Annotated in this window: 26 protein-coding genes; 23 read left to right on the top strand and 3 right to left on the bottom strand. The window is 64.2% G+C overall.

The features are described 5' to 3' along the window. Positions 1–8 precede the first annotated feature (8 nt). From BHE01S_RS05850 to BHE01S_RS05830, 5 genes are all read left to right on the top strand, one after another. Positions 9–905: an AAA family ATPase gene (locus BHE01S_RS05850; RefSeq protein WP_084068593.1), complete on the top strand. Its 897-nt coding sequence runs from the start codon at positions 9–11 to the stop codon at positions 903–905. Continuing rightward, positions 899–2,101 (top strand): vWA domain-containing protein, encoded by a 1,203-nt coding sequence (locus tag BHE01S_RS05845; protein WP_042261583.1) that lies wholly within the window; start codon positions 899–901, stop codon positions 2,099–2,101. Before BHE01S_RS05850 ends, BHE01S_RS05845 begins: the two co-directional genes overlap by 7 nt. Next, positions 2,098–3,189, top strand: coding sequence for an XdhC family protein (locus tag BHE01S_RS05840; RefSeq protein WP_042261581.1), 1,092 nt, complete (start codon positions 2,098–2,100; stop codon positions 3,187–3,189). Before BHE01S_RS05845 ends, BHE01S_RS05840 begins: the two co-directional genes overlap by 4 nt. Beyond that, a complete protein-coding gene (locus tag BHE01S_RS05835; protein ID WP_042261580.1) occupies positions 3,186–3,815 on the top strand; it encodes a nucleotidyltransferase family protein in 630 nt (209 codons plus the stop codon). The genes BHE01S_RS05840 and BHE01S_RS05835 overlap by 4 nt, the downstream gene beginning before the upstream one ends. Positions 3,816–3,953: 138 nt before the next feature. Further along, positions 3,954–4,952 carry an alpha/beta fold hydrolase gene (locus tag BHE01S_RS05830; protein ID WP_218000400.1) on the top strand — a complete coding sequence of 333 codons (999 nt, stop codon included), beginning with the start codon at positions 3,954–3,956 and terminating at the stop codon, positions 4,950–4,952. Between the two features lie 23 nt (positions 4,953–4,975). Here BHE01S_RS05830 and BHE01S_RS05825 read toward each other — a convergent pair whose 3' ends face one another. Continuing rightward, positions 4,976–5,164, bottom strand: coding sequence for a hypothetical protein (locus tag BHE01S_RS05825; RefSeq protein ID WP_042262082.1), 189 nt, complete (start codon positions 5,162–5,164; stop codon positions 4,976–4,978). 249 nt (positions 5,165–5,413) lie between these two features. Here BHE01S_RS05825 and BHE01S_RS05820 point away from each other — a divergent pair, with 249 nt between their 5' ends. The 3 genes from BHE01S_RS05820 (at position 5,414) to BHE01S_RS39500 (ending at position 8,359) form a co-directional block, all read left to right on the top strand. Beyond that, entirely contained in the window at positions 5,414–5,707 is a 294-nt protein-coding gene (locus BHE01S_RS05820; RefSeq protein WP_042261578.1) for a hypothetical protein, read from the top strand. A gap of 202 nt (positions 5,708–5,909) precedes the next feature. Then, entirely contained in the window at positions 5,910–6,533 is a 624-nt protein-coding gene (locus BHE01S_RS05815; protein ID WP_157025159.1) for an outer membrane lipoprotein, read from the top strand. Between the two features lie 275 nt (positions 6,534–6,808). Beyond that, the gene (locus BHE01S_RS39500) at positions 6,809–8,359 is read left to right on the top strand and encodes a methyl-accepting chemotaxis protein (protein WP_281177744.1); all 1,551 of its coding nucleotides are present in this window, start codon (positions 6,809–6,811) and stop codon (positions 8,357–8,359) included. A gap of 55 nt (positions 8,360–8,414) precedes the next feature. Here BHE01S_RS39500 and BHE01S_RS05805 read toward each other — a convergent pair whose 3' ends face one another. Further along, complete coding sequence (locus BHE01S_RS05805) at positions 8,415–9,200, bottom strand: GntR family transcriptional regulator (protein WP_042261576.1); 786 nt, start codon at positions 9,198–9,200, stop codon at positions 8,415–8,417. A gap of 168 nt (positions 9,201–9,368) precedes the next feature. Here BHE01S_RS05805 and BHE01S_RS05800 point away from each other — a divergent pair, with 168 nt between their 5' ends. The 5 genes from BHE01S_RS05800 (at position 9,369) to BHE01S_RS05780 (ending at position 14,468) form a co-directional block, all read left to right on the top strand. Continuing rightward, the gene (locus BHE01S_RS05800; RefSeq protein ID WP_281177743.1) at positions 9,369–9,719 is read left to right on the top strand and encodes a UxaA family hydrolase; all 351 of its coding nucleotides are present in this window, start codon (positions 9,369–9,371) and stop codon (positions 9,717–9,719) included. Between the two features lie 62 nt (positions 9,720–9,781). Then, positions 9,782–10,957, top strand: coding sequence for a UxaA family hydrolase (locus BHE01S_RS05795; RefSeq protein WP_042261572.1), 1,176 nt, complete (start codon positions 9,782–9,784; stop codon positions 10,955–10,957). Between the two features lie 196 nt (positions 10,958–11,153). After that, positions 11,154–12,494, top strand: coding sequence for a C4-dicarboxylate transporter DctA (dctA, locus tag BHE01S_RS05790; RefSeq protein WP_042261571.1), 1,341 nt, complete (start codon positions 11,154–11,156; stop codon positions 12,492–12,494). Beyond that, a complete protein-coding gene (locus BHE01S_RS05785) occupies positions 12,491–13,465 on the top strand; it encodes a hydroxyacid dehydrogenase (protein ID WP_281177742.1) in 975 nt (324 codons plus the stop codon). The genes dctA (BHE01S_RS05790) and BHE01S_RS05785 overlap by 4 nt, the downstream gene beginning before the upstream one ends. A 1-nt stretch (position 13,466) precedes the next feature. Then, entirely contained in the window at positions 13,467–14,468 is a 1,002-nt protein-coding gene (locus tag BHE01S_RS05780; protein WP_042261569.1) for an Ldh family oxidoreductase, read from the top strand. A 25-nt stretch (positions 14,469–14,493) separates the two neighbouring features. On the opposite strand, the gene BHE01S_RS05775 is transcribed toward BHE01S_RS05780, so the two are convergent. Beyond that, the gene (locus tag BHE01S_RS05775; protein ID WP_245639648.1) at positions 14,494–15,549 is read right to left on the bottom strand and encodes a LysR family transcriptional regulator; all 1,056 of its coding nucleotides are present in this window, start codon (positions 15,547–15,549) and stop codon (positions 14,494–14,496) included. Between the two features lie 54 nt (positions 15,550–15,603). Here BHE01S_RS05775 and BHE01S_RS05770 point away from each other — a divergent pair, with 54 nt between their 5' ends. From BHE01S_RS05770 to BHE01S_RS05725, 10 genes are all read left to right on the top strand, one after another. Next, a complete protein-coding gene (locus BHE01S_RS05770; RefSeq protein WP_042261563.1) occupies positions 15,604–16,395 on the top strand; it encodes a sulfite exporter TauE/SafE family protein in 792 nt (263 codons plus the stop codon). Positions 16,396–16,433: 38 nt separating this feature from the next. After that, positions 16,434–16,715 carry a UxaA family hydrolase gene (locus BHE01S_RS05765; protein ID WP_042261561.1) on the top strand — a complete coding sequence of 94 codons (282 nt, stop codon included), beginning with the start codon at positions 16,434–16,436 and terminating at the stop codon, positions 16,713–16,715. Between the two features lie 165 nt (positions 16,716–16,880). Further along, on the top strand, positions 16,881–18,155 hold the full coding sequence (gene dctA / locus BHE01S_RS05760) for a C4-dicarboxylate transporter DctA (protein ID WP_042261558.1): 1,275 nt from the start codon (positions 16,881–16,883) through the stop codon (positions 18,153–18,155). A gap of 115 nt (positions 18,156–18,270) precedes the next feature. After that, positions 18,271–18,987: a succinate dehydrogenase/fumarate reductase iron-sulfur subunit gene (locus tag BHE01S_RS05755; RefSeq protein ID WP_042261556.1), complete on the top strand. Its 717-nt coding sequence runs from the start codon at positions 18,271–18,273 to the stop codon at positions 18,985–18,987. Then, positions 18,987–19,334, top strand: coding sequence for a succinate dehydrogenase (locus BHE01S_RS05750; RefSeq protein WP_218000399.1), 348 nt, complete (start codon positions 18,987–18,989; stop codon positions 19,332–19,334). Before BHE01S_RS05755 ends, BHE01S_RS05750 begins: the two co-directional genes overlap by 1 nt. Beyond that, positions 19,334–19,687, top strand: coding sequence for a succinate dehydrogenase, cytochrome b556 subunit (sdhC, locus tag BHE01S_RS05745; RefSeq protein WP_042262073.1), 354 nt, complete (start codon positions 19,334–19,336; stop codon positions 19,685–19,687). Before BHE01S_RS05750 ends, sdhC begins: the two co-directional genes overlap by 1 nt. Before the next feature lie 64 nt (positions 19,688–19,751). Then, positions 19,752–20,627 carry a fumarate hydratase gene (locus tag BHE01S_RS05740; RefSeq protein WP_042261553.1) on the top strand — a complete coding sequence of 292 codons (876 nt, stop codon included), beginning with the start codon at positions 19,752–19,754 and terminating at the stop codon, positions 20,625–20,627. Position 20,628: 1 nt separating this feature from the next. Next, positions 20,629–21,243: a fumarate hydratase C-terminal domain-containing protein gene (locus BHE01S_RS05735; RefSeq protein ID WP_042261551.1), complete on the top strand. Its 615-nt coding sequence runs from the start codon at positions 20,629–20,631 to the stop codon at positions 21,241–21,243. Then, positions 21,240–22,970 carry an L-aspartate oxidase gene (locus BHE01S_RS05730; protein ID WP_042261549.1) on the top strand — a complete coding sequence of 577 codons (1,731 nt, stop codon included), beginning with the start codon at positions 21,240–21,242 and terminating at the stop codon, positions 22,968–22,970. The genes BHE01S_RS05735 and BHE01S_RS05730 overlap by 4 nt, the downstream gene beginning before the upstream one ends. 98 nt (positions 22,971–23,068) lie before the next feature. Beyond that, the gene (locus BHE01S_RS05725; RefSeq protein WP_042261547.1) at positions 23,069–24,064 is read left to right on the top strand and encodes a Bug family tripartite tricarboxylate transporter substrate binding protein; all 996 of its coding nucleotides are present in this window, start codon (positions 23,069–23,071) and stop codon (positions 24,062–24,064) included. Positions 24,065–24,200 lie beyond the last annotated feature (136 nt).

Below are 24,200 nucleotides of genomic sequence, written 5' to 3'. Positions count from 1 at the left end.
GGCACGCCATGGCGCAAACCGACCGCATGCCGGACGTCCTCGCGCTGCAGGCGAAGCTGGCGAGCCACCGGTTCATCGTGGAGCGCAGCTTCGCGGCGGCGCTGCTGCTCACGCTGGAAATGCGCCGCCCGCTGCTGCTGGAGGGCGAGGCGGGTGTAGGCAAGACCGAGGTCGCGAAGGCGCTCGCGCGCCTGCTCGACGCGCCGCTGATCCGCCTGCAATGCTACGAGGGGCTCGACGCGCACGCGGCGCTATACGAGTGGAACTATGTCCACCAGCTGCTCGCGATCAAGCTCTTCGAGCAGGACACGCGGCCGCTGCGCGACAAGGAGCACGACATCTTCTCCGAGCGCTATCTGCTCAAGCGCCCGCTGCTCGAAGCCATTACGACCGCGCCCGCGCCCGTGCTGCTGATCGACGAAATCGACCGTACCGATGAGGCGTTCGAGGCCTACCTGCTCGAGCTGCTATCGGATTTCCAGCTTTCGATTCCCGAGCTTGGCGTGATCCGCGCGACCGAGCGGCCCTATGTGATCCTCACCTCGAACGGCACGCGCGAGATCTCCGACGCGCTGCGCCGCCGCTGCCTGTACCAGTACGTCGACTACCCGTCGTTCCAGCGCGAACTCATGATCGTGCGGACCCAGGTTCCCGAGGTGCCCCAGGCGCTGGCGGCCCAGATCGTCGAATTCGTCCATGCGGTGCGCGAGATGGCGCTGCGCCGCAAGCCCGGCCTCGCGGAAACGCTCGACTGGGTGGCCGCGCTGCTGCGCCTCGGCGTGAGTGCGCTCGACGAAAACGGCGTGGACCGCGTGATGGATTCGCTCGCCGCGCTTGTGAAAACACGCGAGGATCAGGCCAGTCTCACGCGGCCCGTGGTCGAAAAACTGGTGGCGTCATGCTGACCGGCATCGACAGCACGATGCCTCGCGCGGCGCCGCACGCTCTCGCCGATCGCGTCGTCGCGCGCTATGCGGGCTTCGCGGGCTGGCTGCGCGCGAACGCATTCGGCGTGACGAACGCGGACATTGCTGCAATGCTCGAGGTGGTGCAGCGCATGGGCCAGACGGAGCGCGACGTGCTGCGCTGGAGCCTGCGTGCGCTGCTGTGCTCGCGCGCGCAGGAGTGGCGGCGCTTCGACGAACTGTTCGACGCGTACTTCCTCGCGCCGAACCGGCGCAAGCTCGCCGGGACGCGTGCCGGCGGCGCCGGGCCGCTTGCGCGCGACGACACGGCCTGCGGCCCGTCCGATGCGGGTGAGGGCACGCCGGTGTCGCTCGCAGGATGCGGCGATGGCGCCGCGCAGGAGGGCTGCGCCGCGAACGAGGGCGCCACGCGCAGCGAGTCGCTCGCGCATGCGGATTTGCGCCACCTGAACGATCGCAGCGAACTCTTCGCCATCGATGCCGCAATCCGCCGCTTCGCCCAGCGCCTGCACGGCATCCAGACGCGCCGCGAGCAACGCGCGAGCCGCGGGCGCGCGCTCGATCTGCACTGGACCCTGCGGCGCAGCGTCTCGCGCGGCGGGCTGCCGGTCGAACTCGGCTGGCGGCGCAAACGCCGGCAGCGCCCGCGCATCGTCATGCTGCTCGACGTGAGCCGCTCGATGAGCCTCTACAGCTTCTTCTTCCTGCGGCTCGCGCGCGTGTTGAGCGGGCGTTTGCCGGACGTCCACAGCTTCGTCTTCCATACGCGGCTCGTCTGCGTCGACGAAGCGCTGCGCGACCCCGATCCGCGCCGCGCCCAGGAGCGCCTGCAGCTCATCTCGGAGGGCTGGGCCGGCGGGACGCGCATCGGCGAGAGTCTCGCCGCTTTCAATGCGCACTACGCGCCGCGCCTGCTGCATGCGCGGACCGCGGTCGTGATCGTCAGCGACGGCTACGACGCGGGCGACGTGGCGCAGCTCGGCGCGTCGCTTGCCGCGATCCGGCGGCGCTGCCATTCGCTCGTCTGGCTCAACCCGCTCGGCGATCGTCCCGGATTCGCGCCGGTCAGCGCGGGCATGCAGGCCGCGCTGCCGCATCTCGACCTGTTTGCCGGGGCCCGCGACCTCGCGAGTCTCGAACGGATCTTTCCTCACATTCTCGAGGCGTTGCAATGAATGTCCATGCCGAATCGAGCGAGACCCTCCCGGACGCCGCGGATCTGCTGCAGCGCGAGCAGCGGCTGATCGATGCGGGCGCACCGTTCGCGGTCGTCACCGTGATCCGTGCCGCGCCGCCAAGCTCGACGCACGTCGGCGCCCAGGCGCTTGTTGCGGCCGACGGCGCGCTGCACGGTTGGGTAGGCGGGGGCTGCTCGCGGACGATCGTCATCGAGGCCGCGCGGGAGTCGATCCGCACGGGGCAGCCGCGGCGCGTGCGGATCAGCAATGAGCCGGCGCCAGCCGAGGCCGAAGTCGAGGCGCATGCGATGCCGTGCGCGAGCAACGGCGCGCTGGAACTCTTCATCCAGCCCACCGTGCCCGCGCCGCTCGTGGCCGTGCTCGGCGCCACGCCCGCGGCGCAGGAGGCGTGTGGGCTCGCACGGCGCGTCGGGTTTCGCGCGAGCCTGGCGGCCGACGTGGCGCGCGCCGGGCAGCCGGGCGTCGATGCCGCCGCGCTGGATCGCGCCGGTACGTCGTTCGTGCTGATCGCCACACAAGGCGAGCGCGACGAGGAGGCGCTCGAAGCCGCGCTGCGCAGCGCCGCGGCGGCGGTGCTGCTGATCGCGAGTCACAGAAAGGCCGAGCGGTTGCGCGCAGCAATGCGCCTGCGCGGCATCGACGAAACCCGGCTCGCGGCGCTGCACGCGCCGGCGGGTCCGGCGATCCATGCGCACACGCCGCAGGAGATCGCACTGGGCGCCGTGGCGGGACTCGTCGCGCTGCGGCACGAGATGCACGAAATGCAGGAGATGGCCGAGGCGGCGGCGCCGCGGGCCGCGATCGCGACGGAAGCCGTACCGCCGCTGCCGCCGTGCGAGGCGCTCGGCGCAGCCGTGGCGGAGGCGGGACGCTATGTGAACCCCGTCTGCGGCATGAGCGTCGAGATTGCGAAGGCAAAGCATGTTCTCGACTATCGCGGACGCAAGGTGTACTTCTGCTGCGACGGCTGCAAGTCCGAGTTCGAGCGCGCCCCCGGGCGCTATCTGGAGGCCGCCCCGCTCGCTGCCGGTCGCCCGGACGGCCCGCCCGCGGGGGCGCGATGAGCGGCCGGAGGTTTTCGGCTGTGGTGCTCGCGGCGGGCCTGTCCGCGCGCATGGAGGGGCGTCACAAGCTGTTGCTGCCGGTGGGCGGCGAGCCCGCCGTGCGGCGCGTCGTGCGCGCCATCGTTTCGGCGCGACCCGAGGAGGTCGTCGTCGTGACCGGATTCAATGGCCGGGCCATATTCGAAGCGCTCGATGGCCTCGACGTGCGCTTCCAGAGCAACCCGCGCTACCGGGAAGGACAGATGACGTCGGTTGCGAGCGGCGTTGCCGCGCTGCAGGCGCCGTGCGACGCCGTGATGATCTGCCTCGCCGACCAGGTGCTGCTCGAAACGGCCGACTATCGCGAACTGATCGAAGCCTACGCGTCGATGCCGTACGGTTCGATCCTGGTGCCGATGTTTGACGGCGTACGCGGCAATCCTGTGGTGTTTGCGTCGAGCTATTGTCCCGAGGTCGTGGGCGGCCGCGTGAATCCGGGCTGCCGCAAGCTGATCGCCGGGCATGGCGGCGAGGTGTTTCTCCATCAGGCGGCGCACGACCGCTTTTGTGTCGACATGGATACCCCCGCCGACTACCTGAGCGTCACGGCGCGCGCGGAGGGCCGCACGGCACGCGCCGATCCCTGATCTCCCGGTTCGCGCTCGAAACGACTGGCGTGGTTGAAGCCTTGCGATGCTGCATTCACAATGGTCGCCAGGCGCTTTCCCACCGCGTGAGACGAGGTCGACTCCATGATGAACGGGTTGCAAGAGAAGTTCGCGTACGTGAACGGCATCCGCATGCACTACGTCGAAAAAGGCACGGGCCCGCTCGTGCTGCTCTGTCACGGCTGGCCGGAGTCCTGGTATGTGTGGCGCTGGCAGATCGACGCGCTGGCGGCCGCGGGCTATCGCGCGGTGGCGCCCGACCAGCGCGGATACGGGCTCACCGATGCCCCGGAATCCGTCGAGGCTTACGATATTCTGAACCTCGTCGGTGACCTGGTCGGCCTCGTCAAGGCTCTCGGCGAGGAGCGGGCGATTCTGATCGGACATGACTGGGGCGCTGCTGTCGCCGCTTACGCGGCACTGCTGCGTCCGGACCTGTTTCCCGTTCTCGGCCTGCTGAGCGTTCCTTACATGCCTCGACGTCCGGTCCGCCCGTCGGTGCGCTTCGCACAGATCACGCAGGAGTGTCATTTCTATCAGGACTATTTTCAGTTGCCGGGACGCGTCGAGCACGAACTGGAAGAGAGTGTCCGCCACTCGATCCTTGGCATTCTCTACACGGCGTCGGGAGACCCGGTCATGAAAGGGCAGCCGGCCAACTTCGCGACCTTTCCCAAATCGACCCGGCTCGTGGACAACCTCACGTTGCCCGACGCGCTTCCGCCGTGGCTGACCGAGACGGATCTGCAATATTTCGTGGCGCAGTTCGAGCGCAGCGGGTTTCGTGGACCAATCAACTGGTATCGGAATATCGATCGCAACTGGGCGCTGACCAGCTTCCTCGACGGCGCCCGCATCATGCAGCCGACGCTCTTTCTCGCGGGAGCGCTGGACGGCGTCGTGAAGATGGCCGCGAAGGACTACGACGCGCTGGAGATCAACGTTCCCAACCTCTGGAAGAAGCATCTCATTGCGAAAGCGGGTCACTGGGTGCAGCAAGAGCGCCCGGACGAGGTGAACGCGTTGATCCTGGACTTCCTTGCCGGATCGGTTCATGCGCTGGCCGGCAGTGCAGCCGAAAGCCAGCCGAAAGCGCCGGCTGGCAAGTTCCAGTAAGTCGAGGGGAAGAGCCTTGCGCGTCAGTGTGTGGCAACGCTGACGGCGACGATTTCGTATCCGGGGTCGGCGTGCAGGGACGCCGCCTTTTCGGCTTCCTCATATGAGACGAACGACTTGGCCCCGCCAATCTCCGGTGCCATGCCGATATCGCCGTCCTCTGCGCAGCAGAGGTACTGCTCACCGGTCTTCACCACGTAGACAGTCGTCATGATTCCCTCCATGGTTCGCGGGGGAACTTCCAGTCTAGCAGGTCAAACACGCGCCCGACGGCGGCCCGATTGCCTTTACGCTATCGGCTGGAACCTTCGATTCTATTCGCCTCAGGATGGACTGCAACCCTACCGTTGTTTCGAACCCAACACCGCCCTTCGTCGCCGGCAGGATCGTTCCGGATGTGCAACGATAGGCGTGCAACTCGCAGCTGCCTGAAGAGCTGGACAACCAACGGGGAGGGGTAGATGAGAGAACACGCCGAGACGCTATTCGTCGCTTCCGAAGACATTGCGACCGCGTTGAACCTGCTGGAGAGCATCGAGGTCGAGGTCGGGTTCGACAGCGACGATCCGGAGAGTATCGAGCAGGCGATTCTCGCCGTCGAGGAGGCGATCGACACTCGCCTGAGGGGCCATCGCGGCGACGCACGGGTCGAATCCGCGATCCTCCGCGTCAAGTTCGACTTCCGCTGCGCGATCCTCGAGCAGGCCGCGTCGGAATATGCCGATGCCATGGGCACCGTCCAGACCCTGCATTGAAAATCCCGGGGAATCCGGCGACTGACTGAGTCCAACGGGTGAAGGGCGCCGCGCGCGGCGCGCCGCCCTTCACCCGGCAACGGACTTTACATGTTGTTACCCTCGCGCAGCGGACGTCCGGGCGGGCTTTCCGTATACTCCGCGCAATCGCCATTCCTCCCTATGCTTGCCGTGCCCGCTTCGGCGGCAATGCGAACCCACCGTGACGTTCATGCTCTCTACCCAGTCCGCCCTCACCGCCGCGCTTGTCGCGGCAGCCAGTCTGTCGTTGTCCGCATGCGTTGCCCCGGGCTACACGCCGTACGGCGCGCAGCAAGGCTACCCGAGCCAGTATGCGGCGCCTGCCTATAGCCAGCCCGCTTACGCGCAGCCGGGCACCGTGCAGCAACCCGCCTATGCGCCGCCGCCTGCGCCGCAACCGCCGTACGACACGCAAAGCAACGGTCAGTACGGTGCGCAGTACAACAACCCGCAATACGGCAACCAATACGGAACGCAGTACGGCACGATCTCGAGCATCCGGCCGTTGAGCAACGCCACGGGGGCTTCGGGCATCGCCGGAACCGTGGTCGGCGCGCTGGTTGGCGGCGTTCTCGGCAATCAGGTCGGCGGCGGCCACGGCCGCGACGCCGCGACCGTCATCGGCGCGCTCGGCGGAGCCTATGCAGGCAACCAGATCGGCCAGCAGATGGGCCAGCCCGCAGGATTCCAGATCGACGTGCAATTGAGCGACGGCTCAACCCGTGCGTTCAACGTGCCGACGCCCGGCGACCTGCGCCCCGGCGACCGCGTGCAGGTCAATGGCAGCCAGCTTGCGCGCTACTGACTCCGGTGGCTATCGCATACCTGAAGGCATCCTGAATATCTTGCTGGCGCGGATCGGGAAAAGTGGCGAGCGCCAAACCGTGGCTTGTCCGAGGGCCCGCGTTACGCAAGTTGACAGAATGCTTTCTTGAGCCGGCGGATGTTCTGTTTTTGTCAGATTATCAAAAGATCCTCAAGTGTCGTGAGCGCCTTGCCGATATGCAGGTCGTAGTCGCAGCGGTACCACCCACCGCGACTACCCGCAGTCACAAAAAAAGCTGACACTTGGGGACAGAAGTGGGCAAATTCCGGATCAGTACTATCCTGACCGCAGTGCTGTCGCTGCTGGTCGTCGTGATTGGCGTCAGCAATCTCATGGCGCTCAAGGGGGTGCGTGAGACTGCGGCCTCGGTCGAGGCGATGAGCCAGGCGACGGTCGAAGTGACCGACGTGAGCGAGGCGTTTGCCGCCACGCAACGCGCCCGCGTGTCGATCTCGGCCGCACAGAGCGCGGCCCAGATCGGTGAAACCGCGGCGGCAAAGAATTTGACGGAGACCGTCGACGCGAGGCTGGCGCAGGGCCAGGCGCGCATCGAGGCGTTCGCGAAGATTCCGCGCTCCGACCCGGACGACCAGCAACTCGCCCGCCGTATCGTCGAGACCTACAACGCGCTGAACGATTGCGTGCGCAACGAACAGAAGGCGCTCGCGGCCAACGACATGGCCACCTTCAATCACATCAGCGCGATCGAAAGCATCGCGGCATCGCGCGCGTTCAACGACGAGATGGACAAGTTCGTCAAGCGTGCCACCAAACGCGGCCACGCGGCGAAGGAAGCCGCGAACGACACGACGTCGTTCCTCCAGATCATGATCGCGGTGTGCCTCGTTTTCACCGTCGTGGTCGCGGTAGCCGCGCGCCGGGCGCTGTCCCGCGTCGTTCAGAAGCCGCTGCAAGCCTTGGGCGAGCATCTTGACCGCGTCGCCCAAGGCGACCTGTCCGCGCGCATCGGCGAACACGGCCACAATGAGATCGGCACGCTTGCCCTGGCTGCAAAGCGCATGCAGGAGAGCCTCGTTGGCGTGATCGGCACCGTGCTGGCGTCGACCGCGTCGGTCAGTACGGCTTCGCAACAGATCGCCTCGGGCAATCTCGACCTGTCGTCGCGCACGGAGCAGCAGGCCGCATCGCTGCAGGAGACGGCTGCGTCCATGGAGGAGCTGACGTCGACGGTGCAGCAGAGCGCGTCGAACGCACAGCATGCGAACGACCTCGCGGCGTCGGCGTCGGAAGCGGCGGGCAGGGGTGGCGCGGTGGTCTCCGAGGTAGTGGACACGATGAAATCCATCAACGAGTCCTCGCGCAAGATCGTCGACATCATCGGCGTGATCGACGGTATCGCCTTCCAGACCAACATTCTCGCGCTCAACGCCGCCGTCGAGGCGGCGCGTGCCGGCGAGCAGGGACGCGGCTTCGCGGTGGTTGCCGCCGAGGTTCGCAGTCTCGCGCAGCGCTCCGCGGCAGCCGCCAAGGAGATCAAGGCGCTGATCGACGACTCGGTGGCGAGGGTCGACACGGGCAGCGCGCTCGTGGCGCGCGCCGGTTCGACGATGTCGGAAATCGTCGAGAGCGTGGGGCGCGTGACCGGCATCATGGCCGAGATTTCGGCGGCCACCCATGAGCAGACGGAGGGTATCGAGCAGGTCAACCGCGCGATCAGCCAGATCGACGAAGCGACGCAACAGAACGCTGCGCTCGTGGAGCAGGCGTCGGCGGCGGCGCAATCCATGCAGGACCAGGCGAGGCTGCTCGAAAGGACAGTGAGCGTGTTTCACCTGGCCGCCTGAGCGACGGCAACGCTGCGCCCGTCCAGCGGGGCGAGCGCAGCGGCAGCGTGAAAACCTAGAGCGGTTCTTCGTGTGAAGCGGAAGGACCGACGTATTCGTAGCGCGCGGTGTTCACGTGCGAGATGCGAAGCTCGACCGGTTCCTGATGATACGAGTAGGCAATGCGCCGAACTTCGAGCAATGGTGTACCAGGCGCCACCTCGAGAAGCTCACTCTCGACCTCGTTGGCCGTCGCGACGCGCAACCGTTCTTCGGTGCCGACCACGTTGATGTGGAACGCGTCCTGGTAGAAGTTGTAAAGCGTGCTGGGGCGCTCGCGCAATGCAGCTTCGGTCAGTCCCGCGAAACGCTCCTCAGCAACGGTGATGCTGTCGATCATGACCGCCTCGCCATGCAGCGCCAGGCGGTTCACGAACGAGAAAACCCGCGCGTTCGGCTCGATGCCGAGAATCGCGGCGACGTCCCGCGTGGCCTTGGCCTTCGTGAACGACACGAGGCTCACCGTGGGGTAGCTCTTCTCGCCGTCCTGGCGCACGACGCGGAAAAATCGGAAGAAATAGCGATCGCGCTGATGTTGCGCGACGAACGTGCCGAGCCCCTGATGGCGCACGAGAATGTTGTCCGCCACGAGTTCGTCGATCGCCTTGCGCAGCGTCCCGATCGACACGCCAAAGCGCTCGGACAGGCGCTTCTCTGAAGGTATCGCCTCGCCGCCTTTCCATTCCTTCGCCGACAGTGCGGCGAGGATGCCGTTTTTGACTTCCTTGTAACGCGTACCCCCGATGACGGGCGCATTCGCTGCCCCGCTCGCTTGGGGCACGCTGTTCTTCAACGTGTTCATGGCGCTGTGCTCCCTTCCTGGTGTGCCTTCCAGACTGTTGGACGATTTTACCCCATCTGGCTGATTCAACACATATAGATGATATGGTTGACATGGATGAGTTGGGTGTCTAAGATGCGCAGCATGGCCGCGCGCCAGACCCCCGTGAACCAACTGGAGACAACTCATATGAGCCAGGCAGCTCAAGCACCACAGCAGGCCGATTCAACGGCGGCCCATGCCGATCCGGCACGCAGGACGATTCACATCGTGCTGCACGAGGCGAAGGACACGGTGGGTGTCGCGGTCGTCGAGGGCATCAAGGCGGGTACGCAGCTGAACGCGTGGATCATGGACGAGGACGAAATCGTCACGGTCCCGGCGAAGCAGGACATCCCGATCGGTCACAAGGTGGCGCTCAAGGACATGGCCGTGGGCGACACCGTCTACAAGTACGGCGTCGATATCGGCAAGGTGGTGGCGCCCATCAAGGCGGGTGAGCACGCTCACGTTCACAACATCAAGACGAAGCGCTGGTAAGCCGCGCGTCGCACGGCGATCGAGCCAGCCAGTCGAACCCCTCCCATTCAGAGAGAGACACCATGAGCGTGATTGACCAGAACACCCTTTTCCGCGGCTATCGCCGCTCGAACGGCCGCGTTGGCGTGCGTAACCACGTCATCGTCCTGCCCGTCGACGACCTGTCGAACGCCGCCGCGCAAGCGGTCGAGCACAACATCAAGGGCACCATGGCGCTGCCGCATCCGTACGGCCGCCTCCAGTTCGGCGCGGACCTCGATCTGCATTTCCGTACGCTGATCGGCGCGGGCTGCAACCCGAATGTGGCCGGCGTGATCGTCATCGGCATCGAGGAAGGCTGGACCAAGCGCGTGGTGGACGGCATTGCGAAGTCGGGCAAGCCGGTGATGGGCTTCGGCATCGAACTGCACGGCGACCATGACACGATCATGCGCGCTTCGAAGGCCGCGAAGGAAATGGTGCAGTGGGCGACGACGCTCGAGCGTGAGGCGTGCCCGATCGCCGATCTGTGGGTGTCGACCAAGTGCGGCGAGTCGGATACGACTTCGGGCTGCGGCGCGAACCCGACGGTCGGCAATGCGTTCGACAAGCTCTACGGCCTCGGCACGACGCTCGTGTTCGGCGAGACGTCGGAGCTGACGGGCGGCGAGCAGATCGTCGCGGCGCGTTGCGCAAACGACCAGGTGCGCGAGCGCTTCCAGTTCATGTTCGACCGCTATCAGGACATGATCAACCGCTGGAAGACCGACGACCTCTCGGAGTCGCAGCCCACCAAGGGCAATATCGCCGGCGGCCTGACCACGATCGAGGAGAAGGCGCTCGGCAACATCCAGAAGATCGGCAAGAAGTGCCGCGTGGACGGCGTGCTCGACAAGGCCGAGGAGCCGACCCATTCGGGCCTGTGGTTCATGGACTCGTCTTCGGCGGCGGCGGAGATGGTGACGCTGTGCGCGGCTTCCGGTTTCGCCGTGCATTTCTTCCCGACGGGACAGGGCAACGTGATCGGCAATCCGATCGTGCCGGTCATCAAGATCTGCGCGAATCCGCGCACCGTGCGCACGATGAGCGAGCACATCGACGTCGATGTGTCGGGCCTGCTGCAGCGCGAGCAGAACCTCGACCAGGCCGGCGACAAGCTGCTCGAATCGATGCTCGCAACGGCGAACGGCCGCTGGACCGCGGCGGAAACGCTGGGCCATCGCGAGTTCGTGCTCACGCGTCTGTTCGAAAGCGCCTGAGCCACGCAAGCCACGTCCCGCAAGCCCGCCTGTGCGGCGGGCTTGCGAATGCAGTATCCCCGCAGTTCCATGACAGTTGCGCGCGCCGCGGCGCAAAAGGCCTTGCAGGCATGGCCGTCGAACGTGGACCACGGAAGTCCGCCCACGGTGCGCGAAGCTGTTTCACCAGGCAGCAGCGAGTGGAGGAGACACCACCTTGCGCGTGCTCAGACATCTCTATGCCCAGGTCCTGATCGGACTGGCGGCCGGTATTCTCGTCGGCTATTTCTGGCCGCATTTCGGCGTCGAAATGAAACCATTGGGCGACACGTTCATTCGCCTGATCAAGATGCTCATTACGCTGGTGATTTTCTGCACCGTGTCGCTCGGCATCGCACGGATGGAAAACCTCAAGCATGTCGGGCGAGTGGGCGTCAAGACAATCGTCTATTTCGAAGCCGTGACGACGCTTGCACTGGTCATCGGTCTGGTGGTGGCGAACGTGCTGCATCCTGGCGAAGGGCTCAATATCGATCCGGCTTCGCTCGACACGCAGGCCGTGAGCCACTATGTAAGCGAAGCGCATGCAGCGGCGTCGCAAAGCCTCCTCGAAGAAATCGTGCCGAACTCGGTGGTCGGTGCGTTCGCGCACGGCAACCTGCTGCAGGTGCTGCTGTTTTCCGTGCTGTTCGGCGTAGCGTTGTCGATCATGTCGCGCAGCAGCCGGTTCCTCGCGCGCGTGATCGAGCAGAGTGGCGAGGCGCTCATGCGTATCGTCGAAATGATCATGCGTCTTGCGCCGCTCGGTGCGTTCGGCGCGATGGCGTTCACGGTGGGCAAGTATGGCATCGGGACGCTGCAGCAACTCGGCCTGCTGATCGTCTGTTTCTATCTCACCAGCATCCTGTTCATCGTCCTCGTGCTCGGCACGATCTGTCGCTGGGCCGGCGTCGGCTTGTGGCCGCTGCTCAACTATCTGCGCGAGGAGCTGCTGATCGTGCTCGGCACGTCGACCACGGAATCGGTGCTGCCGCGCCTGATGGACAAGCTCGAGCGCCTGGGCTGCCCGAAGCCCGTCGTCGGCCTCGTGCTGCCAACCGGCTATTCGTTCAATCTGGACGGCGCGGCCATCTATCTCACGATGACGTCGCTTTTCATCGCACAGGCGACCAACACGCATCTGTCGCTGCTGCAGCAGCTCGGCCTGCTCGCCATCCTGCTGCTGACCTCCAAGGGCGGCGCGGGCGTTGCAGGCGCGGCGCTGGTGGCGCTCACGGCCACGCTCTCCACCCACAACATCATTCCTGTTGCCGGCATCACGCTGATCATCGGCATCGACCGCGTGCTCAACGAAATTCGCGCGATCGTCAACATGATCGGCAACGCGGTGGCGACCATCGTGGTCGCGCGCTGGGAGGGCGTGTTCGACGCCGAGGCGGCGCGCAAGGTGCTGGCCGCGCCGCGCGCCGTTCATGGCATGAGCGATATGGAGTCCGAAGCGGTTGGGAGCGCCAACGAAAGCAAGGCGCCCGCTTATGCACAGGAGCGCCCAAATTGAAAACCGGTCGCAAAAAAATCGTTATCAGCGAATTCATGGATGCGCCGGCGGTGGAATCGCTGCGGCGTCATTTCGACGTGCACGCACACGCGTCGCTCGTGGACGAACCCGAGCGGCTGAGCAGTCTGCTGGCGGACGCCGACGCGCTGATCGTGCGCAACCGGACACAGGTCACCGCCGCGCTGCTGGCCGACGCACCGCGCTTGTCCGTGGTCGGGCGGCTCGGCGTCGGGCTCGACAATATCGCACTCGGCGCGTGCAGCGAGCGCGGCGTGCAGGTGTTTCCTGCCACGGGCGCCAACGCGGCAGCCGTGGCCGAGTATGTGATCGCGACGTCGCTGATGCTGCTGCGCGGCGCGTACCTGTCGAGCGCCGCCGTCGCGCAAGGGCAGTGGCCGCGTACCGCGCTCTCGAACGGACGTGAAGCGGCGGGTGGCACGATGGCCGTGATCGGTTTTGGCGGCATTGGGCGGCTCGTCGCGCGGCTGGCGCGCGGCATCGGCATGCAGGTCGTGGGCTTCGATCCGCAGATTCCGGCGGATGCGGCCTGCTGGCAGGAGACGGGCACCCGGGGCATGTCGTTTGACGACGCACTGCGCGCTGCCGACGTCGTGACCGTTCACGTGCCGCTCGTCGAGAGCACGCGCAATCTGCTCGGCCCGGCGCAACTGCAGAGGCTCAAACCGCACGCCATCGTGATCAATACGTCGCGCGGCGGCGTGATCGACGAACGCGCGCTGGCCGAAGCGCTGACGCAAGGCCGCCTGGGCGGCGCCGCGCTCGATGTGTTCGCCGACGAACCGCTCAAGGCGGGCTCGCCGCTTGCCGGCGCGCCCAACCTGATCCTCACGCCGCATATTGCGGGCTTGACCGTGCAGTCCAACGAGCGCGTGAGCACGCTGGTCGCGTCGCGCGTGACGAATGCGTTGCTCGCGGGCGAGCATGACTCAACGACAACGAAGGAACACTGATATGACGCGGATCTCGTCCGGTGATCTTCACGACCTGGCCGCGCGCACGATGCTTGCTGCGGGCGCCACGCCGCGCACGGCGCAGGCCACGGCGCGCGCGCTCGTCTATGCCGACGAACGCGGCCTGTCTTCGCACGGTGTCGCGCGTTTGCCGATGTATGTCGCGCAGTTGCGCAACGGCCGTGTCGACGCGAAAGCCAGCCCGTCAGTCGTCGCGTCGCGCCATGCCGCGGTCTTGATCGATGCGGCGGACGGCATGGCGTTTCCGGCTTGCGAACTGGCCGTCGAAACGCTCGTGAACCGCGCGCGCGAACACGGCAGTGCGGTCGTGAGCGTGAAGCGCAGCCACCATCTCGGCGCGGGCGCCTGGCATCTGGAGCCGGTCGGCGCGGCCGGCATGGTGGGGCTTGCGTTCAGCAACACGCCCGCCGCGATGCCGGCGTGGGGCGGGCGGCATGCCGTGTTCGGCACCAACCCCGTGGCGGCCGTGTTTCCACGCCGCGACGGCTCGCCGTTGATGATCGACCTGTCGTTGTCCAACGTCGCGCGCGGCAAGATCATGGTGGCCGCCCGCGAAGGCAAGCCGATTCCCGAAGGGTGGGCGACCTCGCGCGACGGCCGGCCGACAACCGATGCGAAGGCCGCGCTGGAAGGCATGATGCTGCCGTTCGGCGGGGCGAAAGGGGCAATGCTCGCGCTCATGGTCGAATTGCTGGCAGCCGCGCTGGCCGGGGCGAACTTCGGCTACGAGGCGGGTTCGTTCCTGACCGAAGCGGGCGAGAAGTCGCGCGTGGGCCACCTGTTCTGGGCGATCGATCCAGGTGCGCTGGCGGGCCATGCCGCCTATCTTGCGCGCGTCGAGGCGTTGATCGAAGTGATGCTGCAGGACACCGAGGTACGGTTGCCGGGGCAACGACGCTCCGGTCTCGCCGACACCGCGGCGCGCGAGGGCATCGACATTCCCGCTGCGCTGCTCGATCAGCTGCGCGCGTTGGCGGCGTGAGCGCGCGCAGCGGTCGCGAGAGGTGTCAGGTCGCCTTGAAGTAATGCTTGATCGCGCCGGTGAATGCCGTCCGGCTGTGCCTCGTGCGTTCGAGCAGGCCAACGTGGCGCCGCACGTCGACGCCGTCGAGCGGCATGACGTGGATCGCGCGATCGTTCACGAAATCGACGTTCGCGAGTTCGGGAACGATCGAAATGCCGAAGCCCTGACGCACCAGGGCGACGATCGCCTCGACGGAGTTCAGTTCCATCGCTTCGTTGACTTCGACCTTGCATTGATCGAGCACATTCTGCACGAGGTGTCCGGTCCATGTGCTGCGGTCGAAGCGCATGAATGGCGCATGGCGGAGGATGTCGTCCTGCTGCGGCGGCAAATCGAAGTGCGGGGCCGTCGGCATGATGAGAATCATCGGTTCCGAATACAGAGGTGTCCAAAGGAGTGTGGATGCCAGGGGATGCGGAGACTGCGTGACGACCGCCGCATCGAGTTCGCCGACTTCGACCTGGCGCGCGAAATCGCTGGACATGCCGGCGAGCAGATGCACGTCGAGGCGAGGATGGTGTTGACGTATTGACCATAAGGCATCCGCGAACGCGCCCATCAGCGCGGAGACGAGTGCGCCGATCACGACCGTTCCCGACATTTCGTCGCCGCCGGCGGCGACCTCGAGAAGCTCGTAGCGGCGCACGATTTCCTCGATCTCGGGAATGAGGGCGCGGCCAACGGGATTGAGCACCGCCGCGCGTGCGTTGCGGTCGAAAAGCTGAACATTGAGATCGCTTTCGAGCGCGCGAATCTGCAGGCCGACGGCGGCAGCGGTGAGGCCGACCTTGTTGCCGGCGGCGGCAAAGGTGCCGCATCGCGCGACGGAGAGAAATATTTTGAGGGTGCGAATGGATGGCATTGCTCGCGTTTTTCTCACGTTCCGCGGAGAAGACAGGCTCGCTTCGATGCCCGAAATTTTACGCAAGCTAAAGTATTTCCTGGTCTCAGGAAAACCATTACTGCGTTTATCTTTAGCAAGCCGCAAGCGACAATGGACGCAGCAATGCGGCCGAAATTTCCTGGCCGGCGCAATCAACGTGTCGCCTGCATGCCCCTACAACACGGAAAGTCGCTCCGGGACCCTTCATCAATGACAGCCTGGCTGAATGCGCACATCGCCGCCTGCGCTATCGGAATCGGTGTCGGTTCGATCGCAGTGGCAGGCGGGGTCGTGGCGATCGCGTATCTGGTGTACGGGCTGACGGGCTTTGGTTCGTCGATCGTTGCCATCCCGTTGCTCACGCAACTGGTGCCCCTGCGCACGGCAACGCCTGTGATGCTGGTGCTGGATCTCGTCGCCGGGATGCTCGTGGGCATGCGCAATCTTCAGTCGGTTCAGACCCAGGAACTCAAAAGGCTCGGGCCATGGTTGTGCATCGGGCTTCTGCTGGGCGTGAGCGTACTGGTTTGCGTGCCGGAAAAGCCGCTCGAACTCATTCTTGGCGTGTGCCTGCTGACCTACTCGCTCTGGAAAGTCCTGTCTCGCGGCGAATTTCGCGAGATAGGCGGGCGCTGGGCACTTCCCCTGGGTTTTTTTGGCGGATGCCTGACCGCAGTATTCGGTACCGGCGGCCCGGTTTACACGATTTATCTGGCCGGCCGCCTGCGCGATCCCGACCAGCGGCGAGCAACCATCAGCGCACTCATTACCGTCACGGCGGTCGCCCGGCTGATTCTCTTCTCTGTTTCCGGACTTTATAGAAACCCTGCTGTCCTGCCGCTCGCCAGCTTTCTGTTGCCTTGTGGCGCGGTGGGATTGTTCGCGGGCGCGAGGCTGCGCAGCGCCATTTCGGCGCCACGCGTGCTCACGCTGCTTTGGATCGTTCTTGTCGTCGCGGCGGTCAATTTGATCATTCGTTCGGTGCCTGCCTTGTTCGGGTAGGCCAGATTCACACCTCGTTTACCTTAAAGGAGCAGACGATGATTCACGCGGTGTTGCATGAGCGCGAAGACACGGTTGGCGTTGCCGTGGTCGAGGGCATCAAGGCGGGCCTGGCGCTGAACGCCTGGATCATGGATGACGACAAGGTCGTTGCGATCGTCGCCCGGCAGGATATACCGATCGGTCACAAGGTGGCGCTCAAGGACATGGCCGTGGGCGACACCGTCTACAAGTACGGCGTCGATATCGGCAAGGTGGTGGCGCCCATCAAGGCGGGTGAGCACGCTCACGTTCACAACATCAAGACGAAGCGCTGGTAAGGCGGCAATCAGGATTGAATGCATGAGACGGTCTGGAAATATTCGCCCGGCAGAGGCGAACGCCAGCCCGTTGCCACAACGGGTCAGAGTGCCGGGTCCGCGCGGCCGGGCATCTTTCTCGCCAAGTCGCGAGCGCGCGGCGCGAGGCGAGATCAAGGAGACACCATGTTGCGACGTTTTTGCAGGCACATTTATGTTCAGGTCCTGATCGCCATTCTGATCGGGATCGTCGTCGGACATTGCTTCCCGACGTTTGCCCAGTCCCTGAAGCCGTTATCGGATGCATTCATCCGGCTGATCAAGATGATTACGCCGCCGTTGATCTTCACCACGATCGTATGCGGCGCCTCGCAAATCGGCGAGATGCGCACGCTGGGCCGGATCGCGGGCAAGACCATTATTTATTTCGAGGTGGTGACCACGCTGGCCCTGCTGATCGGCATGTTGATGGTGAACCTGGTCGGGCCCGGCGTCGGCATGAATATCCAGCCCGGTACAGCCGACGTGCACGTGCTGGCGCAATATCAGACGGAAGTGCATCACGGCGGCGGCCTCACCGGTTTTTTCCTCAATATCATCCCTTCGAGCTTCCTGAGTCCGTTTGCTTCGGGCGACATGCTGCAGATCGTCGTGATCGCCTGCCTGTTCGCGGTGGGCTTGTCGTATATCGGCGAGAAAGGCCAGCCGGTCCTGACGTTCTTCGAGTCCGTGTCGGCGGTGCTCTTCAGGATTGTCGGCTTCATCATGAAGCTCGCACCGCTCGGCGCGTTGGGAGCGATGGGCTTTGCAGTCGGGAAATACGGACTGTCGGCATTGAATTCGCTCGGCATGCTGCTCGTCACGATCTATGTGGCGACCATCTTTTTCCTTGTCGTCGTGCTGGGCACCATCTGCCGGATGAGCGGCTTCAGCTTGCTTCGACTGGTCAATTATTTGAAGGGAGAGATTCTGCTCGTGCTTGCCACGACGTCGTCCGAATCGGTTTTCCCGCAGTTGATCCGCAAGCTCGAAGGCATGGGGTGTCCGAAGCAGGTCGTCGGTATCGTGATGCCGATGGGCTACTCGTTCAACCTCGACGGGACCTGCGTCGCGCAGGTGATATGCGCGATGTTCATCGCCCAGGCCTATAACGTGCCGCTGTCGTGGGGAGATCAAATCGGGCTGATGGTCCTCTCGATGATCAGCTCGAAAGGCGCGGCCGGCGTATCGGGCGCAGGATTCGTCACGCTGCTCGCCACGCTCACGGCATTCAAGCAGATTCCCATTGAAGGCGCGGCCCTCATTCTCGGCGTGGACCGTTTCATTTCCGAAGTGCGGGCCGTCACCAACATGATCGGCAACGCCGTTGCCACGCTCGTGGTTTCCGGACTCGAAAAGGAGCGCGACAACGCGCAAATGGCCACCGTGCTGAAGCTTCGGCGCGTGCGCGGCGAGGCATAGGAAAGCTTGGTCTGAACGTCAGAATTATTCGATTTTTCTTGACGAAGAATTGCTGAACAATCGATGTACGAAATCCGTTCAATCGTACTGCGTCAGCAGCTATTCGAGAGGCATCGTGAATACCGACAAACTTCGAGTCAGGGTCTGGAGAAGTGCTACACGGGGGCTCGTCGCGTACGACGTACCGCGTTACGAAAGTCAAACGGTACTGGACGTCGTCACGTTCATTCAGCGGCAACTGCAGCCCGATCTCGCATACCGGTTTGCGTGCCGCGTGGGCATGTGCGGATCCTGCGCGATGAACGTCAACGGCAAGGCGCGCTGGACGTGCCGCACGCATGTGTCGAAAGTCGCGGTGAACGACGCACTGGAGATCGCGCCGCTCTCCAATCTGCCCGTCATCAAGGACCTCGTGACCGACATGAGCGACTTCTTCGACAAGTGGAGCCGGGCCAGGGGGCAGTTCTCGGGTAGCCGCTCGCGCCACGACGATTTCGCCAGAGTGAGTCCCGAGAGCGCGCAACGAAAGGCGGCGGACGCCGGCATCGAGTGTATCGGTTGCGGCGTGTGCTACTCGTCGTGCGACGTCGTGACGTGGCGTCCGGATTATCTCGGGCCCGCCGCGCTGAACCGGGCGTGGACGCTCGTCAACGACGAACGCGACACGCAAACGCTGGAACGTCTGCGTGCCGTGGCCGGCGACGCGGGCTGCCACTCGTGTCACACGCAGGCCACGTGTACGGAGCGTTGTCCCAAGCATCTCTCGCCGACGGCCGGCATTGCCGGCCTCAAGCGGATGACGATGAAGGCCGCACGCGAAGGAGACCTGTAATGCAAGGGCTCTCTCTTCGTATGCAGGCTCGTCTTTGGTACTGGCAGCGCATGAGCGCGGCTGTGCTCGCGCTCTGCGTGTTCGTTCATCTCGGCGTCATCATCTACGCCGTCCATAGCGGCTTGAGCGCGTCGGCCATTCTCGGCCGCACGCGTGGAAACTGGCTGTTCGGCGCCTTCTATACGGTGTTCGTGATCGGGTGCGCGATCCATGTGCCTGTCGGTCTGCTCAGAGTCTCAGAGGAGTGGCTGCACTGGCGCACAAAGACCGCGCAGTTCGCCTGTTTCGCATTTTCCGCTGGTCTCGCGCTGATGGGTTTGCGCGCCGTTTATGGAGTCGTATGGTGATGCGAAAGAATGACTATCGCGCCCGCACGCATCCCGCCTGGTGGGCTTTTCTCGTGCATCGTCTTTCCGGTCTGGCGCTGGCATTGTTCCTGCCGGTTCACTTCTGGGCACTCGGCCACGCCATTACGGGAGAGGCTTCTCTCGATGGCTTTCTTCGTCTGACTGACCAGCCGCTTTTCCGGTTCGGCGAATGGGGGCTCGTGGTGCTGCTCTCGCTTCACATGATGGGTGGGATTCGCCTCTTGCTGATTGAATTTCTGCCCTGGACCGGCTTGAGAAAGAACTGGCTCGCCTTCGGTTTGGGGGCAAGCACCTGTACGGGCCTGGCTTTCCTGCTCGCGCTCGTGCATTAGCTCCGTATGGCGGGAATCCACGCTGCGCGACAGCCCCATCACTTGTTTATTGGAAGAGACGGCCATGAAACTCGATCTCGACGTCGTCGAGGAAGCCTCGAAGGAACTGTATGTCCGCGCCCTCAAGTTGCTCCCGCCCGACGTGAAAGATGGCATTGAAAGACTTTCTGCTAGCGAGACGTCGCCGGTCGCGCAGCGGGTTCTCGAAACGATGCGGACCAATATCCGTGTCGCGGAGGATACGGAGAACCTGCTTTGCCAGGATACGGGCATCCCTATCTATAACGTCGCGCTTGGCCGCAATGTCGAGTTCGACGGATTCGAATTGAAGGCGGCCATCCGCAAAGGCTGCGAGCGCGCCACGAGAGAGCACCCGCTGCGTTCCTCGGTCGTGCATCCGCTTACGCGCAAGAACAATCACACGTCGTGCGGCATCGAAGTGCCTGTCATTCATGTCGACTTCACCAGCGAGAACGAGACCGCAACCATCGAGATGGTGCCGAAAGGCAGCGGCTCGGAGAACAATTCCTTCCTGAAGATGGCCGTGCCTGCCGAGGGGATCGATGCGATCAAGATGTTCGTCGTCGACTGTGTGATTTCGGCAGGCGGCAAGACGTGCCCGCCGACGATCGTGGGCGTGGGCCTCGGCGGCACGTCCGATCTTTCCATCGCGCTCGCCAAGCGTGCCGCGACGCGCGCGCTGGGCACGGCGTGCGCCGACCCAGAGGGCGCAGCACTCGAACGCGAACTGTCGGAGGCCGTGAACCGTCTCGGGGTCGGGCCTCAGGGTCTCGGGGGCGATAGCACGGCGTTCGCGGTGCATATCGAGCTGGCGTCGACGCACATCACGATGAATCCCGTCGCGGTCAACATGCAGTGTCATTCGGCGCGGCGCGCGAAGGCGCTGTTTACCACAACCGGTCTTACTTACGGATTCTGAAATGGCTCACTACGACCTCCATACGCCTGTCGACGAGCCGCAGATCCGCAAGCTGCGCGTGAACGATACGGTGACCTTGCATCACACCCTGTTCGGCATTCGCGATGCCACGCAGATCCATCTGTTCGACAAGGGGCGCACGACAGAATTCGACCTGCGCGGGCACGCGGTCATTCACACGGCGCCCAACGTGCGCAAGGTCGCACCAACCAGCGAATTCCCGGCGGGATATCAACCGGTCTGCATCGGCACGACCACGTCGGACCGCATGGAACGCTTCACGCGTCCGCTGATGGAGCAGTACGGCGTGCGCATGATCGTTGGCAAGGGCGGCTTGCGCGAAGGATCGAAGTCGGCGTTCCAGGATCTGGGTGGCGTCTACCTCGCCATCATCGGCGGTACGGCGGCGCTCGAAACGACATGGATCGAAAAGATCGAAGCGGTCGATCTGGATGACCTCAATCCGGAGTCGCTCTGGAAATTCAGGATCAAGGGCTTCGGTCCGCTGCTCGTGGCCATGGACAGCCACGGCGGCAGCCTGTACGACGAAGTCAGGGGCGACACCGCTTCGCGACGCGCCGAAGTTCTCGAAAGCCTCGGAGTGCAGAACAAATGAATATCGAGCACGTCAAGACGGATATCCTGATTCTCGGGTCGGGCGGCGCCGGTCTCTTTGCCGCGCTGCACGCGCACAGGCAGGCGCCCGATCTCTCGATCACGGTTGCCGTGAAAGGGCTGCTCGGCAAATGCGGCTGTACACGCATGGTGCAGGGCGGCTATAACGTCGCGCTAGCGCCCGGCGATTCGGTCGAGCGCCACTTCATGGACACGATCGAAGGAAGCAAGTGGTTGTCCAACCAGGACCTCGCGTGGGCGTTGGTGAGCACGGCGGTCGAGCGCGTGCGCGAGCTGGAAAACGAGCTCGGCTGCTTTTTCGACCGTAACCCGGACGGATCGATTCACCAGAAAGCGTTCGCGGGTCAGACGTTCGACAGAACGGTCCACAAGGGCGACCTGACCGGCATCGAGATCATCAACCGCCTGGCCGAACAGGTGTGGAGCCGCGGCATCGATCGCCTGGAGGAGCATCGGGCCATCGAGCTGATCAAGACGCGCGACGGCAGGCATGTCGCGGGCGTGTTGATGATCGACATGCGCACGGGCAGGTTCGTATTCGTGCAGGCGCAGGCAGTGCTGCTCGCAACGGGCGGCGGTCCGACGATGTACAAGTTCCATACGCCGTCGGGCGACAAGAGCTGCGATGGGCTTGCGATGGCGCTGCGCGCGGGCCTCACGCTGCGCGATATGGAAATGGTGCAGTTTCACCCCACCGGACTGCTTGCCGGCAGTCACACGCGGATGACCGGGACCGTGCTCGAAGAAGGACTCCGCGGAGCAGGAGGGTACTTGTTGAACGGCGCGAAAGAGCGGTTCATGGACCGCTATGACAAGCGCGGCGAACGCGCCACGCGCGACATCGTTTCGCGCGGCATCTATGCGGAAATGCGTGAGGGGCGGACCTCGCCCAATGGCGGGGTGTACATCCAGATGAGCCACCTCGGCCCGGACAAGGTCCGCAAGCAGTTCAAGGGCATGGTGGAACGTTGTGCGGACTGCGGATTCGATCTCGCAGGCGGCCTCGTCGAAGTGGTGCCGACCGCGCATTACATGATGGGCGGCGTGACGTTCCACACCGACTGCAGCACCGAACTGAGCGGCCTCTTCGCCGCCGGAGAGGATACGGGCGGCGTGCACGGCGCGAACCGGCTGGGCGGCAACGGTGTGGCGAATTCCACGGTGTTCGGTGGCATCGCGGGCGAGAGCATGGCGAAGTGGGTCAAGGCGCAAGGCCAGTTTTGCGAACCCGATTCGCTTGCCATCGAAGGCGCCGTCAAGGAAGCCGAAATCCCTTTCTCCCGGAATGGAACAGGCCTCGAAAGCATTCGCGAAGCGCTCTACGAATGCATGTGGACGCATGTCGGCATCATTCGCGATCGCGACGGGCTCTTGCAGGCACGCAAGCGCCTCGGCGAACTTCATGAACGGTTGATGCTCACCGGCGTCGTGGATGGCGATCGCGCATTCAACGCACAGTGGCACGACTGGCTGAACCTGAAGAATCTGGTTGCAGTCAGCCAGATCATTACCGAGGCGGCCCTATCCCGGGAGAATTCGCGGGGCGCTCATTTCCGCGAGGATTATCCGCAGGCCGGCGATCTGGAAAGGTCCGCTTTTACGACGATTCGAAAAAATGAAGGAGAGGTCGAGATCAAACAGGAGCCAGTGACATTTAGCCGGGTACGCCCGGGAGAGACGATTCTTTGCGAGCAGATGGCGCAATGAGGGGTGCTGCGCGGCAAGCGCATTTGCGGAAACTGCTTCGCTGTCCACGTCGAACCGAGCCATGGCCGATCCACACTATTTCAAACGGAGACAACGCAATGCCCCCCAATATTGTTCGCACGCTTCGGCGCGCTCTCGTGCTCGCCGCCGCATGTACCGCTATCGTGCAAGCGCAGTCGACCGCTCATGCGGAAGACGCGTGGCCTTCCCAGCCGATCCGCATCATCGTTCCCTTCTCTGCCGGCGGCTCCACCGATGTGCTGGCCCGCACGATCGGACAGGGATTGGGAACGCTCTGGAAGCAGTCCGTGGTGATCGACAATCGCCCCGGCGCGGGCGGCATGATCGGCGCTGAAGTGGAAGCGAAGTCTCCGCCTGACGGCTACACATTGATGCTGGCGTCGGGCAGCATGTTCACCGTCAATCAGTACATCTACAAAAAGCTCCCCTATACGGGCAAGGACTTCAGCTATATCACGACGGTGGCGAGTAATCCGATGGTCGTTGCCGTTGCGCCCTCGCTGCCCATTTCGAATGTCAAGGAGCTGATTGCGTACGGGAAAACACAGCATCCCAAGCTGAACTTCGGTTCGGCCGGTATCGGCAGCCAGGTTCACATGGCCGACGAAGCGTTCTCGGGCGCGGCGGGCATACCGATGGTTCACGTGCCCTATAAGGGCGAAGTGCTCGCGCTGAACGATCTGATGGCCGACCGCGTGCAGGTCGTGTTGCCCAACATCGCCGCGGCCATGCCCTTCATGAAGGGCAAGACGATCAAGGTGCTCGCCGTGACCGGCGACCATCGTTCGGCTGCGTGGCCCGATATTCCGACCGTGAGCGAAGCCGGCTTGCCCGGTTTCACTGTGACCGGCTGGTTCGCACTCGTGGCGCCGGCCGGCACGCCCGCGAACGTGATCAACAAGATTCAGCAGGACACCGTGAAGGTGCTCGCACAGCCCGACACTCGCAAGCACCTGGCCGTGCTCGGTATGGACCCGGTAGGCGATACGCCTGCCCAGCTTCAGGCCAGAATCGCCACGGAATCGGCGAAATGGCAAAAAGTCGTCAGCGCGAGCCATATCAGCGCAAACTGAATTCGACCGTTGACGGTCGTTGTTGTCAGGCCCGCCGGATGCGATGTTCCGGCGGGTTTTTTTCAATTCGTCGGCTGATTCGCAGCCTCGTAGCGCAAGCGCGGCGGCCGAGTCTGGGTCAGGACTGAATCGGGCG

Origin of the sequence: Paraburkholderia heleia NBRC 101817, from assembly GCF_000739775.1 — a bacterium.
Lineage (GTDB): Bacteria > Pseudomonadota > Gammaproteobacteria > Burkholderiales > Burkholderiaceae > Paraburkholderia > Paraburkholderia heleia.
This window is presented reverse-complemented; position numbering and strand designations above follow the sequence as displayed.

What these genes read in the sequence shown, in the direction of transcription:
- BHE01S_RS05805 (WP_042261576.1), bottom strand. Translation starts at nt 9,200, where the DNA reads ATGAACACGTTGAAGAACAGCGTGCCCCAAGCGAGCGGGGCAGCGAAT.
- BHE01S_RS05765 (WP_042261561.1), top strand. Translation starts at nt 16,434, where the DNA reads ATGATTCACGCGGTGTTGCATGAGCGCGAAGACACGGTTGGCGTTGCC.
- BHE01S_RS05735 (WP_042261551.1), top strand. Translation starts at nt 20,629, where the DNA reads ATGGCTCACTACGACCTCCATACGCCTGTCGACGAGCCGCAGATCCGC.
- BHE01S_RS05750 (WP_218000399.1), top strand. Translation starts at nt 18,987, where the DNA reads ATGCAAGGGCTCTCTCTTCGTATGCAGGCTCGTCTTTGGTACTGGCAG.
- BHE01S_RS05730 (WP_042261549.1), top strand. Translation starts at nt 21,240, where the DNA reads ATGAATATCGAGCACGTCAAGACGGATATCCTGATTCTCGGGTCGGGC.
- BHE01S_RS05850 (WP_084068593.1), top strand. Translation starts at nt 9, where the DNA reads ATGGCGCAAACCGACCGCATGCCGGACGTCCTCGCGCTGCAGGCGAAG.
- BHE01S_RS05725 (WP_042261547.1), top strand. Translation starts at nt 23,069, where the DNA reads ATGCCCCCCAATATTGTTCGCACGCTTCGGCGCGCTCTCGTGCTCGCC.
- BHE01S_RS05845 (WP_042261583.1), top strand. Translation starts at nt 899, where the DNA reads ATGCTGACCGGCATCGACAGCACGATGCCTCGCGCGGCGCCGCACGCT.
- BHE01S_RS05795 (WP_042261572.1), top strand. Translation starts at nt 9,782, where the DNA reads ATGAGCGTGATTGACCAGAACACCCTTTTCCGCGGCTATCGCCGCTCG.
- BHE01S_RS05770 (WP_042261563.1), top strand. Translation starts at nt 15,604, where the DNA reads ATGACAGCCTGGCTGAATGCGCACATCGCCGCCTGCGCTATCGGAATC.
- dctA (WP_042261558.1), top strand. Translation starts at nt 16,881, where the DNA reads ATGTTGCGACGTTTTTGCAGGCACATTTATGTTCAGGTCCTGATCGCC.
- BHE01S_RS05825 (WP_042262082.1), bottom strand. Translation starts at nt 5,164, where the DNA reads ATGACGACTGTCTACGTGGTGAAGACCGGTGAGCAGTACCTCTGCTGC.
- BHE01S_RS05780 (WP_042261569.1), top strand. Translation starts at nt 13,467, where the DNA reads ATGACGCGGATCTCGTCCGGTGATCTTCACGACCTGGCCGCGCGCACG.
- BHE01S_RS05740 (WP_042261553.1), top strand. Translation starts at nt 19,752, where the DNA reads ATGAAACTCGATCTCGACGTCGTCGAGGAAGCCTCGAAGGAACTGTAT.
- BHE01S_RS05820 (WP_042261578.1), top strand. Translation starts at nt 5,414, where the DNA reads ATGAGAGAACACGCCGAGACGCTATTCGTCGCTTCCGAAGACATTGCG.
- BHE01S_RS05835 (WP_042261580.1), top strand. Translation starts at nt 3,186, where the DNA reads ATGAGCGGCCGGAGGTTTTCGGCTGTGGTGCTCGCGGCGGGCCTGTCC.
- sdhC (WP_042262073.1), top strand. Translation starts at nt 19,334, where the DNA reads ATGCGAAAGAATGACTATCGCGCCCGCACGCATCCCGCCTGGTGGGCT.
- BHE01S_RS05840 (WP_042261581.1), top strand. Translation starts at nt 2,098, where the DNA reads ATGAATGTCCATGCCGAATCGAGCGAGACCCTCCCGGACGCCGCGGAT.
- BHE01S_RS05800 (WP_281177743.1), top strand. Translation starts at nt 9,369, where the DNA reads ATGAGCCAGGCAGCTCAAGCACCACAGCAGGCCGATTCAACGGCGGCC.